Source organism: Streptomyces pactum (assembly GCF_002005225.1).
GTDB lineage: Bacteria > Actinomycetota > Actinomycetes > Streptomycetales > Streptomycetaceae > Streptomyces > Streptomyces pactum_A.
Genome location: NZ_CP019724.1, coordinates 5,589,059 through 5,603,840 on the forward strand (window position 1 = coordinate 5,589,059; position 14,782 = coordinate 5,603,840).

13 protein-coding genes are annotated in these 14,782 nt (G+C 74.1%); 3 read left to right on the forward strand and 10 right to left on the reverse strand.

Annotation, left to right across the window (positions count from 1 at the left end; all coding sequences use genetic code 11):
- Positions 1–183: 183 nt before the first annotated feature.
- A complete protein-coding gene (locus tag B1H29_RS23845) occupies positions 184–1,449 on the reverse strand; it encodes an NAD(P)-binding domain-containing protein (RefSeq protein WP_055416993.1) in 1,266 nt (421 codons plus the stop codon).
- Positions 1,449–2,705, reverse strand: coding sequence for a hypothetical protein (locus B1H29_RS23850; RefSeq protein ID WP_055416992.1), 1,257 nt, complete (start codon positions 2,703–2,705; stop codon positions 1,449–1,451). Before B1H29_RS23850 ends, B1H29_RS23845 begins: the two co-directional genes overlap by 1 nt.
- A gap of 164 nt (positions 2,706–2,869) precedes the next feature.
- Here B1H29_RS23850 and B1H29_RS23855 point away from each other — a divergent pair, with 164 nt between their 5' ends.
- The gene (locus B1H29_RS23855) at positions 2,870–4,123 is read left to right on the forward strand and encodes a glycoside hydrolase family 26 protein (RefSeq protein WP_055416991.1); all 1,254 of its coding nucleotides are present in this window, start codon (positions 2,870–2,872) and stop codon (positions 4,121–4,123) included.
- A 77-nt stretch (positions 4,124–4,200) separates the two neighbouring features.
- Here the strand turns inward: B1H29_RS23855 and B1H29_RS23860 are convergent, their stop codons facing one another.
- From B1H29_RS23860 to B1H29_RS23895, 8 genes are read right to left on the reverse strand one after another with little or no spacing between them, the layout of a single operon-like run.
- Positions 4,201–4,857 carry a hypothetical protein gene (locus B1H29_RS23860; RefSeq protein ID WP_055416990.1) on the reverse strand — a complete coding sequence of 219 codons (657 nt, stop codon included), beginning with the start codon at positions 4,855–4,857 and terminating at the stop codon, positions 4,201–4,203.
- Entirely contained in the window at positions 4,854–6,002 is a 1,149-nt protein-coding gene (locus B1H29_RS23865; protein WP_055416989.1) for a glycosyltransferase, read from the reverse strand. The genes B1H29_RS23860 and B1H29_RS23865 overlap by 4 nt, the downstream gene beginning before the upstream one ends.
- A gap of 1 nt (position 6,003) precedes the next feature.
- Entirely contained in the window at positions 6,004–6,768 is a 765-nt protein-coding gene (locus B1H29_RS23870) for a polysaccharide deacetylase family protein (protein ID WP_167392555.1), read from the reverse strand.
- Positions 6,752–8,437, reverse strand: a complete 1,686-nt coding sequence (gene murJ / locus B1H29_RS23875) for a murein biosynthesis integral membrane protein MurJ (RefSeq protein WP_055416987.1) — start codon at positions 8,435–8,437, stop codon at positions 6,752–6,754. Before murJ ends, B1H29_RS23870 begins: the two co-directional genes overlap by 17 nt.
- Entirely contained in the window at positions 8,434–9,777 is a 1,344-nt protein-coding gene (locus tag B1H29_RS23880) for an O-antigen ligase family protein (protein WP_055417734.1), read from the reverse strand. The genes murJ and B1H29_RS23880 overlap by 4 nt, the downstream gene beginning before the upstream one ends.
- 5 nt (positions 9,778–9,782) lie before the next feature.
- Positions 9,783–11,210, reverse strand: coding sequence for an exopolysaccharide biosynthesis polyprenyl glycosylphosphotransferase (locus B1H29_RS23885; RefSeq protein ID WP_055416986.1), 1,428 nt, complete (start codon positions 11,208–11,210; stop codon positions 9,783–9,785).
- Entirely contained in the window at positions 11,207–12,472 is a 1,266-nt protein-coding gene (locus B1H29_RS23890) for a glycosyltransferase family 4 protein (RefSeq protein ID WP_079160832.1), read from the reverse strand. Before B1H29_RS23890 ends, B1H29_RS23885 begins: the two co-directional genes overlap by 4 nt.
- A 44-nt stretch (positions 12,473–12,516) precedes the next feature.
- On the reverse strand, positions 12,517–13,605 hold the full coding sequence (locus tag B1H29_RS23895) for a hypothetical protein (RefSeq protein WP_055417733.1): 1,089 nt from the start codon (positions 13,603–13,605) through the stop codon (positions 12,517–12,519).
- Here B1H29_RS23895 and B1H29_RS39880 point away from each other — a divergent pair.
- Positions 13,604–13,735, forward strand: a complete 132-nt coding sequence (locus B1H29_RS39880; protein ID WP_279636559.1) for a hypothetical protein — start codon at positions 13,604–13,606, stop codon at positions 13,733–13,735. The two genes, B1H29_RS23895 and B1H29_RS39880, sit on opposite strands and share 2 nt — an antisense overlap.
- A 245-nt stretch (positions 13,736–13,980) precedes the next feature.
- The gene (locus B1H29_RS38215; RefSeq protein ID WP_055416984.1) at positions 13,981–14,655 is read left to right on the forward strand and encodes a hypothetical protein; all 675 of its coding nucleotides are present in this window, start codon (positions 13,981–13,983) and stop codon (positions 14,653–14,655) included.
- Positions 14,656–14,782: the final 127 nt, after the last annotated feature.

Consider the following 14,782-nt stretch of genomic DNA (forward strand, 5'->3'; position numbering starts at 1 on the left):
CCCGCCACCACTCCGGCCGGGCGCGCCCCCGGACCGGCCCGAGCCACCGCACGACGTGGCCGAGCCGGTCCGGGGGCGCGTTGCCGTAGGGGCGAGCCGGCGGGGCGCGTAGTCGCCGTCACCAGCCGCCCACCGGGTCGGAGCCGCCGCGCCACCAACGCCCGGCCCGCCTCCGTCAGCGGCTCAGCGGCTCAGCGGGGCCGGCGTCCCGCTTCGGCTGCCGGTCCCCGGAACGGGAACCGTGGCGCGCGTCGGGGTCCTCCTGAGCCGGCGACGCACCCCTTGGACGAGGACCGCGGCCGTGAACGTCGCGCCGTGGACGAAACGCATGGCCGGGCCGAAGCCGGAGGCGGTCACCAGGCCCGCGAGGAACAGGCCGGGGTGGGAGGACTCGAAGTCGCGCCCCGTCGCCGGAGAACCGTCGGGCAGGACCGCCAGCGTCCCGCACAGCTCGGCGGAGAGCATCCCCATCCGGTCGCAGCGCGGCCGGAATCCCGTGGCGGCCACGACGTGTTCGGTCTTCAGGGTGCGCAGGGCGCCCTCGTGGCTCACCACGTCCAGCCGTACGCCGCCCGGCACCGCACAGGCCGCGGTGACCTCGTGGCCCGGCAGCAGTTCCACCGCCCGCTCCACCCGGTCCCGCACCCACCACGCACCCGCCGGCCCCAGTGCCGTGGCCGTGATGCGCGCCCGGGTCGTCCGCGGCAGGCTCCGGAAGAGGCCGGGGCGCTCGGAGTAGAACCAGTTCCGCCAGCCTGGGCCGAGGCCGCTGTGCGGGGAACGGACCGACTGCCACCAGGGACGCTCCAAGGGCGGCGGCACGTCGTTCCACCGCAGCCGCTCCGCGCGCGCCAGCACCCGCACGCGGGTGCCCTGTTCGGCGAGGAGCGCCGCGGTCTCCAGCGCCGCCTGACCGCCGCCGACCACCGTCACGTCCCTGCCCCGGAAGGGGGACAGGTCGTTGTGGTGGCTGCTGTGCGTGACCAGTGAGGGGTGCAGCCCACGCAGTGCGGGCGGCACCTCGATGAACGGCATCACACCGACCGCCAACGCCACCGTCCGCGCGTGCACCACCTCACCGTCCTCGGTGACCGCCGTGAAGCCGCCGGGGCCGGCCGCCACCCGCGTCACCGTGCGCTCGTCCACCGCCGGGACGGCGTGGTGCGCGAACCACAGACCGTACGACGCGAACTCCTCCACCGGGATCGGCCGCGCGTGGCGTGCCGTCAGTCCCCGCTCCGCGCAGTACGCGTCCAGACGCCAACGTCCCTGCGGATCGGAGAGGTTGGACGCCCACGGCTCCGACTTCAGGAACATGCCGCCGGGCATGTGATCCCGCCAGGACGCCATCGGCCGGCCGAACACGCGCAGATTCAGCCCGGCGGCCGCGGCGTGGGAGGCGATCGACAGACCGTACGGACCCGCGCCCACCACCAGAAGGTCGTACATCATCGGCTACTCGCTTTCTCGTTGTCGGTCGGGGAGGCCGAGGTCGCCCCGGGGATCGGATGTGCCGCCCGCGCCGCCGTCGGCCCGCCCAGCCGTTCCCGCAGCCGGCCGGCCACATGACGGCACCACAGGGCCCTCATCGCCCGTCCGGGACCGCGGTCGTCCCGGGCGTACCAGGCCAGTTCGCGCCCGTTCGGGGCCGGGCGCAGCGCGGCGAGCGGCGCGTAGTTCTCCACCACGAACGTCCGCCCGGCCCGGGGGGCCCTGTCCGGTAGGGGGCGGCCCGTCAGGTCCAGGTGCAGAGCGCGTACGACGTCCAGTCCCCCGCTGTCCGCGAAGAGCCGGAACTGGGCGCCGGGGCGCGGGTTGAAGTCGAGCAGGTGGTAGCGGCCACTCTCGCCGCAGCGGCGGAAGTCGAGGTCGAAGACGCCCCGGTAGCCCAATTCGCCGGTGAGTCGCTCGGCCAGCGCCTGCACCTGCGGGTTGGGCGTCCAGCAGCCCACCGCGGTCAGGCCCGCGCCACGAGGCCAGGCCAGTTGCTTGCGGCCCGGCCCGCCCGCGCGCACGGCGCCGGAGTGGTCGGCGTATCCGTGGAAGAACCAGTCCCGGTCCGGCCCCGGCGGCAGGTACGCCTGCAGCAGCAGCCGGCTGCCCGCCTCCCCGGTGCGCAGGTACAGCTCCCGGGCCTCCCGCGCGGACCGCACCAGCAGTGTGCTGCGCAGCCCGCTGCCGGCCGGCAGCAGCCAGGGCCGGCTCCACTTCGCCACCACCGGCAGTCCGAGCCGGCGCACGTCGTCGGCGGCCCGCTCCGGGCTGTCCGGGACCAGCGTCACCGGGTGCGGAACATCCGCGGACGCGCACACGGCGGCCAGTTCCGCCTTGTCGGCGACGCGCGCGGCCAGCGTGTCCGGCATCGCCGGCAGGAGGTAGGAGGGCGCGAGGCCGGCCCGCACGCGGCCCACGGCGATCGCGCCCGCGTCGTCCATCGGGACCAGGACGGCGGGAGCCGCCAAGTGGTCGGCCACCTTGCGCAGTACGTCGAGAATCTCGTCCGCGGACGCGCCCGGGAGCGGCGGGGGATGCATCCGGCGCACGTAACGCGACCTGGAAACGGGACTGCCCGCCGAGTCGGCGACGACATGCACCTCCACTCCCGCCCTGCCGAGGGAACGCACGGCGCCCAGCGTTCCGTGGTGAAAGGGATTCCGGTCGATCCGCAGCAGTACGGCGGGGACGCGGGTGTCGAGCAGCGACACGAACTCTCCTTTTGTCGGATGGCTCACCCACACGGGCGAGTGCGGCACTCGAAAGCCCCAAGTGCGGTGGCGCCGTGGGATTGCCTGTGCGTGACTTCATGTGACTGTCCGTCAACAACAGGAACAGAGCCAGAAGGCGGACGAGAGCGAAGAAGGGAGCAGGAATGGCCCCGCAGCACAAGCGATTCCGGGTCCGCAGGCTGCTCGTGGGCGTGGCGGCGGTCACTACGTCGGCCGCCCTGGCGGCCGGTCACGCGGCGGGAGCGGAGGTGGTGCGAGTCGCCGATCCGCGCGCTCCGGCGCCGTCCCCGGCGGCATCCGCCGTCGGCCCGCGCCCGGCCGTCCCCGAGCCGTCCAGGACACCCCGGGCGACCACGCCGGTGCCGGGCAAGGAGGTCCCGGCCTTCGGCGCCTTCCTCAAGTCCGACGCCCGTGGCATCGCCCGCATGGCGCAGCTCAGTCACTGGCTGGGAGGTGCCGAGCTCCGCGTCGGTCACACCTACCTGCCGGGCAACCACTGGAGCGACATCGAGGGCGACGTCCACTTCCTCGAGGCATGGGCGAACTGGCGCAACGAGAAGGACGACCGGATGCTCGTCCTCAACGTGCCCCTGCAGGAGCGCAACGAGGAGGGCGTCCCCGACGACGAGGTCCGGCGGCTGCTGCGCCGGGGCGCGAACGGGGAGTTCGATCACCACTTCCGTGCCCTGGCCGAGCGGCTGGTCCGGCTGAAGGTGCCGGACACGGTCCTCGTGCTCGGCTGGGAGATGAACGGCACCACGTACACCCATCGATGCGGGCCGGACCCGGAGTCCTGGAAGAAGTACTGGAACAGGATCGTCACCACCATGCGTTCGGTGCCGGGCCAGAAGTTCCGGTTCGACTTCACGCCGAGCCGCGGCCGGGACGCCGTTCCCTGGACGCAGTGCTACCCGGGGGACGACGTGGTCGACATCATCGGCATGGATTCCTACGACCAGCCGGCCGGGCTGTCGTTCGACGGGCAGGTGAACGAGCCCTACGGACTCCAGGCACAGGTGGATTTCGCCAAGGCCCACGGCAAACCCATCTCCTATCCCGAGTGGGGGCTTTTCCGTAACGGCGACAACCCCGAGTACATGCGGCGCATGCTCGCGTGGATCGACGAGCACAAACCGCTGTACAACACGCTGACCGACTACTGCCCGCACGGTGTGTGGCAGTGTTCCGCCAATCCGGTCTCGTCCCGCGTCTACCGGTCCGCTCTCACCGGCCGCACCGACGAGACGACACCCACGCCGACGCCCGAACCCACGCCCACGCCGACCGCCCCGCTGCCTCCGGAGGGCTGCTCGCCTCTGGACCTGGGCAGTTGGGTGGAGTACTGGCTCGGAGGAAAGCTCTGCCTCCGCGTCGACTGGTGGTCGCGCACCCACTAGCGCACCCGCCGGCCCGTCCGGGTGCGGCTCGGCGAAGGCGGACGCGTCGGCGACGAGTTCGGTCGGGTGCACCGCCGTCACCGCTGTCCGGACACATCGGCGGCGGTGGCGGGGCCGGGCACCGAGGGGCCGGGGAGGGCGGCGCCGTCCCGGCCGGTCCGCCGTGGCCGTGCCAGCAGGGCCAGGCCGCCGAGCAACCCGCCCGCGCCGGTCCCCACCAACGTGGTCACCGCCGGCGTCGCGGACGTCGGCTCGCTCGGCTCCACCGCCCGTGAGAACCGCACGAGCCGGACCTGGGTGCTGTCCTTGGTGTGTTCCGCGTGCTGGGTCAGCGCGCGGGAGACCGCGTTGGCCATGTCGACGGCGAGCCCGGGCCGCGGGGAGGTGGCCGAGACGGCGACCATCGGCGCGTCCGGCGAGGTCGCCGCGCGCACCCTGTCCTGCAGCGTCCGCACCGGCACGCCCGCCCACACCTGTGCGTCCTCGAGCACCGCGACCTGCGTGGCCACCCGGCCGTACGCCTGCGCGAAGCCGCGGGCGGCCTCCGGGGTGGACTTCGAGGTGGGTACGGCGACGAGGTAGCTGGTGGCCGTGTAGGTGACGGGGGCGAGCAGGCCGTACGCGCCGCCGAGCAGGCCGCCGAGGAGGGTGCCGGCCGCGAGCACGGACCAGGACGGCGGCCTCCTGACACGAGACAGGAGCTTTTGGCGCTGACGGGCCGGAGTGTCGGTCATGACGGGCTCGCTCCGAGAGGTGAGAAGGAGGACGGCGAACGGGAGACGGCTGCCGCGTACACGTCCATGAGGCGGGCCGTGCTGCGGGTGATGCTGTAGCGGTGTGCGACCTCGGGGGCCGTGCGCGGCCCGGCGCCCGCCGCGCGCACCCCGGCGATCGCGCGGGCGTACGCCTCGGGGCCGCCGCGCACGCGCCGGACGGTGGCCGACGGCGGAAGGTCCTCGATCGCCGGGCAGGAGGTGTAGAGCACGGGCAGGCCCGACGCCAGTGCCTCCACGGCCGCCAGACCGAAGGCCTCCTCCGTGGACGGGGACGCGAACAGGTCCATCGCCGAGGTGAGCGAGGGCAGATCGGGGCCCGGGGAGGCGTCGGGGACGTAGGGGCGTTCGCCGGTGAACAGGACGCGGTCGGCCACGCCCGCCTCGTGGGCCTCGCGCCGCAGACGGTGCTCCTCGGCGCCGCCGCCCACCAGCAGCAGCCAGTGGTCGTCCCCGAGCCGGGTGAGCGCGTGGACGAGGACGTCGAACCGCTTCCCGGGAGTGAGCCGGCCGATACCGCCGACGACGAATGCCCCCTCCGGCAGGCCGAGGCGCCGACGCGTGCGTTCGCGCCGTTCCCGGTCGAAGCGGAAGCGGTCCAGGTCGATGCCGTTCGGGACGACCTCGATGCGGGGGGCGGGCACGCCCCAGCGCTTCAGGCGGTCGGCCACCGTCGGGGAGACGGCGACCGTCGCCGAGCCGAGCCGCTCGCTGGCGAGGTACAGCGCGCGCACCCCCGCCGTGAGGTCGCGGCCCTCCATCTGCGAGTCGCCCAGGGAGTGCTCGGTGGCGACGACGGCGCGGACCCCGGCGATGCGGGCGGCGACCCGGCCGTAGACGCAGGCCCGGTACAGGTGCGTGTGCACCAGGTCGTAGCCACCGGCGCGGATCACCCGGACCAGTCGGGGGAGCACGGTCAGGTCGCGGTTGCCGGCCATGCCGAGATGCACGACGCGGACCCCGTCGGTGGTGAGTCCCTCGGCGACCGCGCCGGGGTTGGTGAGCGTGACGACGTCGCAGTCGACGGGCAGGTGGCGCAGCAGCAGCCGCAGTTGCTGCTCGGCCCCGCCGACACCGAGGCCGGTGATGATGTGCAGGGCTCTCATCTCACAGGCCCTCCACCGGGCGCCGGCGAAGCCGGTGCAGACGGTGCTTGAGGTAGAGCCGCCAGGTCGTGTCGTTCTGGCCGACGTGGACGCGCGGCAGGGTGTGCGGGCCGGTCAGCGGGCCGGGGTCGATGGCGCAGGCGTAGGCGTATCCCGCTTCCCGTACGGCCTCGACGGCGCGGGCGTCGACCGTGCCGTACGGGTAGCAGAAACCCTCGACCCGGGCTCCGGTCAGCTCTTCGAGCAGCGCGCGGCTCTCGACGGTCTCGGCCTTGAGGGTGGCGTCGTCCACCCGGGTGAGATCGACGTGTGTCAGACCGTGCGAGCCGATCTCCACGCCCTGGGCGGCCGCCTGCCGGACGCCGTCCGCGGACAGCAGCGGCTTGCGCGGGCCGAGCGGGTCCCAGGCGTTGTCGCCGCCGAGCCGTCCGGGCAGGACGAAGAGGGTGGCGCCGCAGTTCCAGCGGCGCAGCAGGGGCAGGGCGTCGGTGACGAAGTCGGCGTACCCGTCGTCGAAGGTGAGCCCGACCAGACCGTGTCCCCCGTCCCGGGCGCGGGCGGTGAGCAGGTCGGCGACGGACACGCCCCGCAGCCCGCGCCGGCGCAGCCAGGCCAACTGCCTCCCGAGCCGCTCGGGCGTGACCGTGATGCGGTACGGGTCGTCCGAGCAGTCGCCCACCGAGTGGTACATCGCCACCCACGGCGGCGGGCCCGGGCGCGGGGCGGGGAGTCTGCCGGTCTGTGCGGAATCAACGGAAGCGGCCATGGGTGAGCCTTCGCGTGACGGTGCGTACGGAGCGCAGTGCGGATGTGAAATCGGGGCCCAGGGCCCAGGTGAGCGGAACGAAGACGGCGGTCACGGTCAGCAGGCCGGCCGCGAGGCCCGCCCCCGGGGACTGGAACCGGCTCGCGGCGAACGCCCCGGCGGCGGTGGCGGCGACCGTGGTGAGCACGGGCCCGCTCAGCTCGGCCAGGACCTGCCGGACGCGGACCGAGACACTGTGCGGGTCGGTACGCCGGGCCGTTCGCAGCCCGGCGAGCATGAGGGCGGCCGTGACGGTGATGCCGAGGGCGTTGGCGGCGGCGATGCCCGCCACACCCCACGGGCGTACGGCCGCGGCACCGGTCAGGGACGTCACGGCGACGCCCGCGGCCATCACGCCGACGGGGTACCAACTGGGCCGGCCCGCCGAGAAGTACGAGCGCACCAGGGCGCCCACCAGGGTCTGGCCCAGCAGCCCGAGTGCGTACACGCGCATGACGTCCGCCGTCGCCACGGTGTCGCCCGCGGTGAAGGCACCCCGCTGGAAGAGAAGTCCGATCATCTGCGGGGCACAGGCGATCACCGCGGACATGCCCAGCAGTACCACGCAGGAGGCCAGCACCAGGTCCCGTTCCACCCGGCCGCGGGCGCGTTCGGTGTCCCCGTCGGCGAGCGCCCGCGCCACCACGGGGAAGGTGACGGTGCACACCATCAGCGACAGGGTCATCGGAATCTGGGCCACCTTCTGCGCGTAGTTCAGGTGCGAGATGGCCCCGGCGGGCAGGGAGGACGCGAGGAAGCGCTCGACGAGGACCTGCGACTGGCGGCACAGGGCGAACAGGAGCACGGCGCCGATCAGGGCGAGCCGCATCGGCCGCTCCCCGCCGTCGGCCCCGGCCTCGCCGGCGACCGGTGCGCGCGAGGTCAGTTGCCGCCACAGCGACGGCAGTTGCACCGCCACCATGAGGCAGCCGCCCACCGCCACCCCGACCGCTGCGGAACGCACCCCCAACCGGCCGCCGAGCAGGAACATCGCGGCGATGATGCCGGTGTTGTAGGCGACGTAGATCACCGCGGGCGCGAAGAAGCGGCGGTGGGCCCGCAGCGCGGCGCTGCAGTACCCGGCGAGCCCGAAGGCCAGCAGGCTGATCGCCGTGAGCCGGGTGCAGTCGACGGCGAGACGGGGGTCGGGCAGGCCGGGCGCCAGGACCTGGACCAGGAAGGGGGCGGTTCCGGCGGCCAGCACGGCCACCGCGGCGCAGGCAAGACACAGACGGGGCAGGGTGGCGGCGACCAGGGCACGGACCGGGTCACCGGCGGCGCCCCGGGCGCGGCGGGCCAGCGCCAGGCTGAACGCCGGGATCAGCACCAGGGCCAGCCCGTCCTCGATCAGCAGCGTGGCGGCCAGCTCCGGCACGGTCCACGCGACCAGGAAGGCGTCCGTGTCGCTCCCGGCACCGAACAGCCGCGCCAGGGACTGGTCGCGCACCAGGCCGAGCAGTGAACCGGCGATGGACAGCGAGGCCGTGACGAGTGTGGCGCGGGCGAGGAACTTCCGGGAGGGCGGGGCCGAGCCCGGGTCGGCCCCGGCCCCGGCGGCCGCGCGCGCCGCGGGTACGGTCGCCGCCTCGCCGGCTTCCGGTCCGGGGGTTCGTGAAGGCACCACCGTCATCGCGCCACGGCCTCCTCGACGCGTTCCCGTACCCCGCCGCGCGCTGGGACGTCCTGCTGCTCGCCGCCGGCCAGTGCCCACCACGCCGCGAGCCCCAGGCCCATGGCGGTCAGCACGGTCGAGGGGCCGCCGATGTCGCCGTACACGAAGTCGGTCAGCAGCCAGACCAGTAGCCCGCAGGCGACGAGCGCGCAGTCGAGTCCCGGTCCGCGACGGCGGACGCGCAGCAGTCCGAGCACCGCGCGGACCAGCAGCGCCAGCCAGCTTCCGGCGAGCGTGAGCAGTCCGATCAGGCCCTGCTCGCTCAGCAGCAGCAGGTACATGCTGTGCGGCGACAGCAGCGGCTGCCGCTGGTACTCCGCTCCGGCGCCCTCGATGTCGCTGCCCGACGACAGGGCCAGCGTGGCGTGTCCGTCGCGGTACGCGGGGAAGTTCTTCAGACCCACGCCGGTCAGTGGGTGTTCGCGCCACATGCCGGTGGCCGACGCCCACAGGGTGTACCGGTCGATGACGGACTGGTCGGGGGTGTCGGTGACCTGCGCGATGCTGCCGATCCGCTCCTGTAGTTGTGCCGTGCCGACGCCGAACCCGCCCATCAGGATCACCCCCGCGGCGGCCAGGGCCGCGGACACCTTCAGCGCGCGCCGCGGCCCGGCCAGCGCCAGTTGCACGGCGCACGTCAGGACGGTCGCGATCCAGGCGCCCCGGCTGAAGGAGAACGCGAGCGGCGCCAGCAGGGCCAGGGCGCAGCCCGCGGCGGTCACCCGCTGCCACACCGGTGCCCGGCCCAGCGCGATCCCGACCGCGCACACCAGGCCGAGGGAGACCGCCGACGCCATGCCCATCACGTCCTGGGCCCCGAAGGTGCCGACCGCCCGGATGTCCTCGCCCTGGTAGGAAGCGCCGCTCCGGGTGACGTACTGGTGCACGCCGATGGTCCCCTGCCACAGCGCGAGCCCCACGAACGACCAGGCCAGCACCCGGAAGTCGGCCCGGTCGCGGACCAGCAGCAGCACGGCCGCCGGGACGAGCACGAAGAGTTGCAGATAGCGGCCCATGCCGGTGAGCCCGGCCGTCGGCGAGGACGCCCCCAGCGCGGCGAGCGCGATCCCCACGACCGGAAGGCCCAGCACCAGGACCGCGGCGGCCGACAGCGGGCGGCGCCGCTCGCGCAGCAGACGGATCACGCAGTACGCCACCACCAGCCCGGAGACCACGTCGGCGGGCCCCGCACCGTCCCCCGTCGACGGCACCGCCAGCAGGGCGAGCACCGCCACCAGGGGCAGGACCGGCAGCACCGCGACGGCCCGGGGCGGCAGTGGTGCGTGGGCGTGGCTCACGTCGGTCAGCTTCCCGTCGGACGGACCAGCGTGGCCGCGGTGCGCCACAGGATGCAGATGTCCAGCCACAGGGACCAGTCGTCGATGTAGGCGTTGTCGAACCGGCAGCGGTCCTCGATCGAGGTGTCGCCGCGCAACCCGTGGACCTGGGCGAGGCCGGTGATGCCGGTCTGCATGCGGTGGCGGGCCGCGTAACCGGGGTAGGTCTGGCTGAACTGCGTCACGAAGTAGGGGCGTTCGGGCCGCGGCCCGACCAGGCTCATGTCGCCCCGGAGCACGTTCCAGAGCTGGAGCAGCTCGTCGAGCGAGGTGCGCCGCAACATACGGCAGAACCCGCGCATCTCGTTCTCGTTGGCGACGCTCCACCGGGTCGCCGACTCGTGCTCGTCGACCGGACGGTGGGTACGGAACTTCAGCAGTATGAACGGCTTCCCGTTCCTGCCGACGCGCTCCTGCCGGAACACCACGCCCGGGCCGTCACTGAGTCGCAGCGCCGTCGCACACGCGAGCAGCAGCGGGCCGGCCATCAGCAGCAGCGTCCCCGCAGCGAGGATGTCGAGCATCCGCTTGCCGACGCCGCCGCGCCGCGTCGGGGACAGGACCAGACGCCGGCAGGGGAACCCGGCCAGCCGCTGCCCCGTGGCGTACGACGGGGAGTCGGCGTCGATCTCCCAGATCACGCAGCCCGACTCGGCCAGCGTGCGCAGCAGCGGCCCCCGTTCGGCGCGTACCGAGGGGTGAACGGCCAGCACCGCCCGCACCCCGTTCTGGATGACCGCCCGCTCGATCTCCTCGACCGTCCGCAGCACCGGGATCCTCTCGGTGCCGTCCGGCTGCTCGGCGACGATCCCCACCGGGCGCACGCCGCACGGTGGATGGCGCAGCACGGCGTCGGCGACGCGCTGCGCGGTCGCGGCCGGGCCGATGACGAGTGCGGCGCGCGGGTGGCGCAGCAGTGCGGCGCGCCGCCGTCCGTGCACGGCCGCCCGCAGCACACAGCCGGCCGTCGCCTGCAGGGCGAGGCCCGTCAGCACGGTGTCGGCGGACAGTGCGTGCTCGGGCCGGTACGCCGCCCAGAGCGCGGCGGACGCCAGCCAGGCGACGGCGATGCGCCCGCACACGGCGGGCAGTTCCTCCAGCAGCCCCGGCACCGGCGGCCGCCTGTCCCGCGGACGCAGCAGCAGCGATGCGGCGACAAGCAGGGCGATGAGCAGCGGGTGGCGCTGGGCGTCGGTGAGCGCCAGCGTGCCCAGCAGCGCGGCGACGGCGTCCGCGGCGATCAGCGGGAGGGGCGAAGCCGGCCGGGCCGGGGACCGCGGGGCGGGGGACCGGGAACCGGTGGCGGTGCCGAGCGGCGGCATGACGGAGACGGACGAGAGTTCGTGGTCCCGTGGCGTTACGCCCAGGGAGGGCACGGTACGTTCGGCAGTCACGAGTGGATGGACTCCCTGTTCTGGGTGGACTCGACGTGCTGTGTTGTCCGGTTCGCCTCGGTGCCACAGCCCGTGCCGAGCGGCTGACCATGCTCGGCGCCGCGGGACGGGCACGCCCCTCGTGCGGCGGACCAGGTGCCGAGCAGGTCGCGGTAGACGTCCGCGATCTGCTCGGCGGTGTGCCGTACGTCGTGGAGGGACAGCACGTGCCGGCGGCCCCGGTCGCCGAGGAACTCGCGCAGCGGCGGGTCGAGCAGCAGTCCGGCGACGGCCTCGGCCAGCTCCGCCGGGTCCTCCGGCCGGACCAGGCACCGCCCGGTGAGGGAAGGCGGCAGGCTCTCGCGGGCGCCGTCGACGTCCGTGACCACCACGGGCCGTCCGCAGGCCATCGCCTCCAGCGGGGCCAGCGCCATGCCCTCCCAGCGAGACGGCAGGACGACGAGGTCGGCGGCCTGGTACCAGGGGGAGGGTTCGGTGACGGCTCCCGTGAACAGCACGGACCCGGGGGCGACCCGGCGCAGCCGGTCGAGGTCCGGTCCGTCGCCGACCAGGACGAGGCGGGCGCCGGGCACCCTGCGCACTACGGCGTCCCACGCCCGCAGCAGGACGTCCTGCCCCTTCTGCCGGCACAGCCGTCCCACACAGACCGCCAGCGGCACCGCCGGGTCGACGCCGGCCAACGGAGCGAGCCCGGCCCGTACGGTGCCGGCGGCGGCCGGGTGGTAGTGCTCGGGATCGATGCCGTTGGGGACGACGGTCCACCGGCCGGAGATCCCGGCGTGCACGCCGGTCTCGCGTTCGGCCTTGCTCACGCACACCACCCGCGTGGCCCAGCGGGCCGCCCACCGCTCCCACACGAGCGCGAGGGCGGCGGTGCCCTCGCCGGCCGCCTCGAACGACCAGGCGTGCGGCTGGAAGACCGTCGGAATCCGCCCGCGCACTGCGAGCCGCCCGGCGAGCCCGGCCTTCGCGCTGTGCGCGTGCACCACGTCGGGGCGCACCTGGTCGATCAGGCGCGCGAGCTGCCGTACCTCCCGCACGAGCGAAGGACCCGGCGACCGCGTCGCCTGCCAGTGCCGTACCTGCGCGCCGAGCGCCCGCAGCCGGGTGGTGAGCGCGCTGTCGGGGCAGGCCACGGCGACGTCCAGGCCGTGCGTCCGCTGTTCTCGGACCAGGTCCGTCACGACGCGCGCGACCCCGCCGTCCACCGGTTGGGTGATGTGCAGGACCCGCGGCCGACGGCCGGGGGGCGACAGGGCCACGGATTCCTCGCTCGGGTAGGCGCCGGGGACGGGGTGCGGCGTGTTCACCGCCGGGCGTCGACCGCGGCGAAGAGCACACCGGCCCACGCCGCGTCCCGCTCGGAGCTGAGCCGGAAGGTCGCCTCGTCACCGGCGTGCGGCAGGCGTCCTGCGAGATCGAGCACGTCGGAGTCGTAGCCGAGGGTGTTGGCGTACGCCGGCACACGGGCCGGGGAGGACTCCCCGGGCCCGCTGATGGTGGAGTTGAGGATGTCGCCCGGGGGGTTGGTGGGATCGGAGAGGCGGAAGGAGTCGGCTGCGGGCCCGCCGGTGGTCACGGTGAGCGAGTCGCCGCTGGTGCCGCGGTCGCCGTCGTACGCCACCAGGCCCACGCTGCCCCCGGCGCCCGCGGGGAAGCGCAGGCCGCGCATCCGGAGTTCCGCCGCGCGGGACCGCAGGGGCGCGAAGCCGTCCCAGAGCGCGAGGTGCCGCAGGGGTTCCGCCGGGTTCTCGTACGCCACCACCAGCGTCCAGCCGCCCCATGCCCCGGCCGCCGACCTGCCGGCGGCCACGTTGACCTGGGCCACGGTGTAGTGGCCCGGCCCGCTGTCCCGCACCAGCCGCGTCACGTCCGCCGAGGCCTGGAAGGCGTCCGCGCTGTCGGTCACGCGGTGTCCGACGACCGTGTCCGCGAGGAGTTCCTTGTACTCCCCGCCGGGTTCGGCGATCAGCACCCGCCCGTTGTCCTCCGGCGGCTTCTGCTCGCCCACGCGCAGGTTGCCGCCCCAGTACAGGCGTGCGTACGTCACCCGCGAGCCGGCGGGCAGGCGGACCTCCGCGCGGGAGGAGTTGTAGGTGTTCGGGTCGCGGTCGCCGTCCACGTAGAACATGTCGAAGCCGCCGTTCACACCGGCGCCGCCCGCCTGCACGTCCGGGCACGAACGTGCCTGGTCCGTGCGGCAACTGATGGCGGTGTTGGCCGCGCGCACGATGTCGCCGTGCTGGAGCGCGGCGTACCGCTGGGCGAACGCGAGGTCGGCCGCCTCGGGTGCGGGCGGTGCCGCCGCCGCGGAACCGGCGGGTGCCCACATCGTGGTGAGGGCGAGGACGCCCACCGTTGCACTGCGAAGCCGCTGACCCAGGGAATGGCGCATGACCGTCGATGCCCTTTCGGAGCAGGTGGTGGCGGGCAGCGGCACGAGCACGATGCATCCGCCTGTAGTGCGTCAGGAGGTTCGCAACTCTAGCCATCAAGTGGGAGAATTCACCGAAATTCAGGCATAAGGAAAACTGTGTTGGGAATGTGAAGGCCCCTGCGGTCGGTCGTCCCGCCCTGAGGACCGGCCCAGTGCGGCACCTGCCGTTCCGCCGGACGGGGAGGGGTGCGGCCGGCCCGGCGTAGCGCCTGATCAGGCATGTCGGGGCAGCAGGGTGAAGGGCGGGACGGCGAACGACGCACGGCCGGTTGCGGGGCTCCATGGGCGCGTTCACGGTGAGCTCAAGCTCCGAGCTCCGTCGAAAGGAACCCCATGCCCACTCTGTCTGCACGGCGCATCGCACTCGGCGCACTGTGCGCCGCCCTCCTGGCCGGGACCACCGGCCCCGCCGCCATGGCGGCCGACTCGACCTCCGACCGCGTCCGCGTGGTGCCGGCCGACGCCCCGCTCACCGGCGCCGACGCGCTTCTCACGCAGGTCAGAAACCTCGAGGCCCGCGGGGTCGAGCTCGGAGCGGTCGCCGACCTGCTGACCGCCGTGATCAGGACGGACGACGGCCAACTGCCCCCGGACGAGGCCGAGGAGCTGGGTGAGGCCGCGAAGGAGGCCTTGGAAGAGGCGGCGGCAGAGACTCAGGCGGCCACGGCCACGGCCACGGCCACGGCCACGCCGACCCCGGCGACGGAGCCGCTGCCCGTCACCGGGGCCGAGCTCACGAGCGACGCGCTGGACGCCGTGCGGGAGGCGGTCGACCGCCTCCTGGAGTCGCTCCTGCCCGGCAACGCCGCCGACCAGGTGCTTTTCTCGGTCGACGACCTGCTGACCGAAGTGGGCAGGCTCGTCGACGCGCTCACCCCCGGCGACCCGCAGGCGTCGACCTTGCCCGCTCCGGCGACGCTGCCGGGCATCTCGCTCCCGGTGCCCTTGGTGCCGGGCGTCACCCTTCCCGCGATTTCGCCGCTGGGATCGGTGCTCCTGCCGTCGTAGCGAGCGCCGCACGAGTGTGAGTACGGCGCCGGGCCGTTTCGTCGTGGCGGGTCTTCGGGGGCGATTCCACGACCGACGTTCTTTCCGGCCTTCTCCGCTCCTTCTCGCGGGCGTCCCCCTCTCGGGG

What these genes read in the sequence shown, in the direction of transcription:
- B1H29_RS23845 (WP_055416993.1), bottom strand. Translation starts at nt 1,449, where the DNA reads ATGTACGACCTTCTGGTGGTGGGCGCGGGTCCGTACGGTCTGTCGATC.
- B1H29_RS23855 (WP_055416991.1), top strand. Translation starts at nt 2,870, where the DNA reads ATGGCCCCGCAGCACAAGCGATTCCGGGTCCGCAGGCTGCTCGTGGGC.
- B1H29_RS23860 (WP_055416990.1), bottom strand. Translation starts at nt 4,857, where the DNA reads ATGACCGACACTCCGGCCCGTCAGCGCCAAAAGCTCCTGTCTCGTGTC.
- B1H29_RS23865 (WP_055416989.1), bottom strand. Translation starts at nt 6,002, where the DNA reads ATGAGAGCCCTGCACATCATCACCGGCCTCGGTGTCGGCGGGGCCGAG.
- B1H29_RS23870 (WP_167392555.1), bottom strand. Translation starts at nt 6,768, where the DNA reads ATGGCCGCTTCCGTTGATTCCGCACAGACCGGCAGACTCCCCGCCCCG.
- murJ (WP_055416987.1), bottom strand. Translation starts at nt 8,437, where the DNA reads ATGACGGTGGTGCCTTCACGAACCCCCGGACCGGAAGCCGGCGAGGCG.
- B1H29_RS39880 (WP_279636559.1), top strand. Translation starts at nt 13,604, where the DNA reads ATGACCGTCGATGCCCTTTCGGAGCAGGTGGTGGCGGGCAGCGGCACG.
- B1H29_RS23895 (WP_055417733.1), bottom strand. Translation starts at nt 13,605, where the DNA reads ATGCGCCATTCCCTGGGTCAGCGGCTTCGCAGTGCAACGGTGGGCGTC.
- B1H29_RS38215 (WP_055416984.1), top strand. Translation starts at nt 13,981, where the DNA reads ATGCCCACTCTGTCTGCACGGCGCATCGCACTCGGCGCACTGTGCGCC.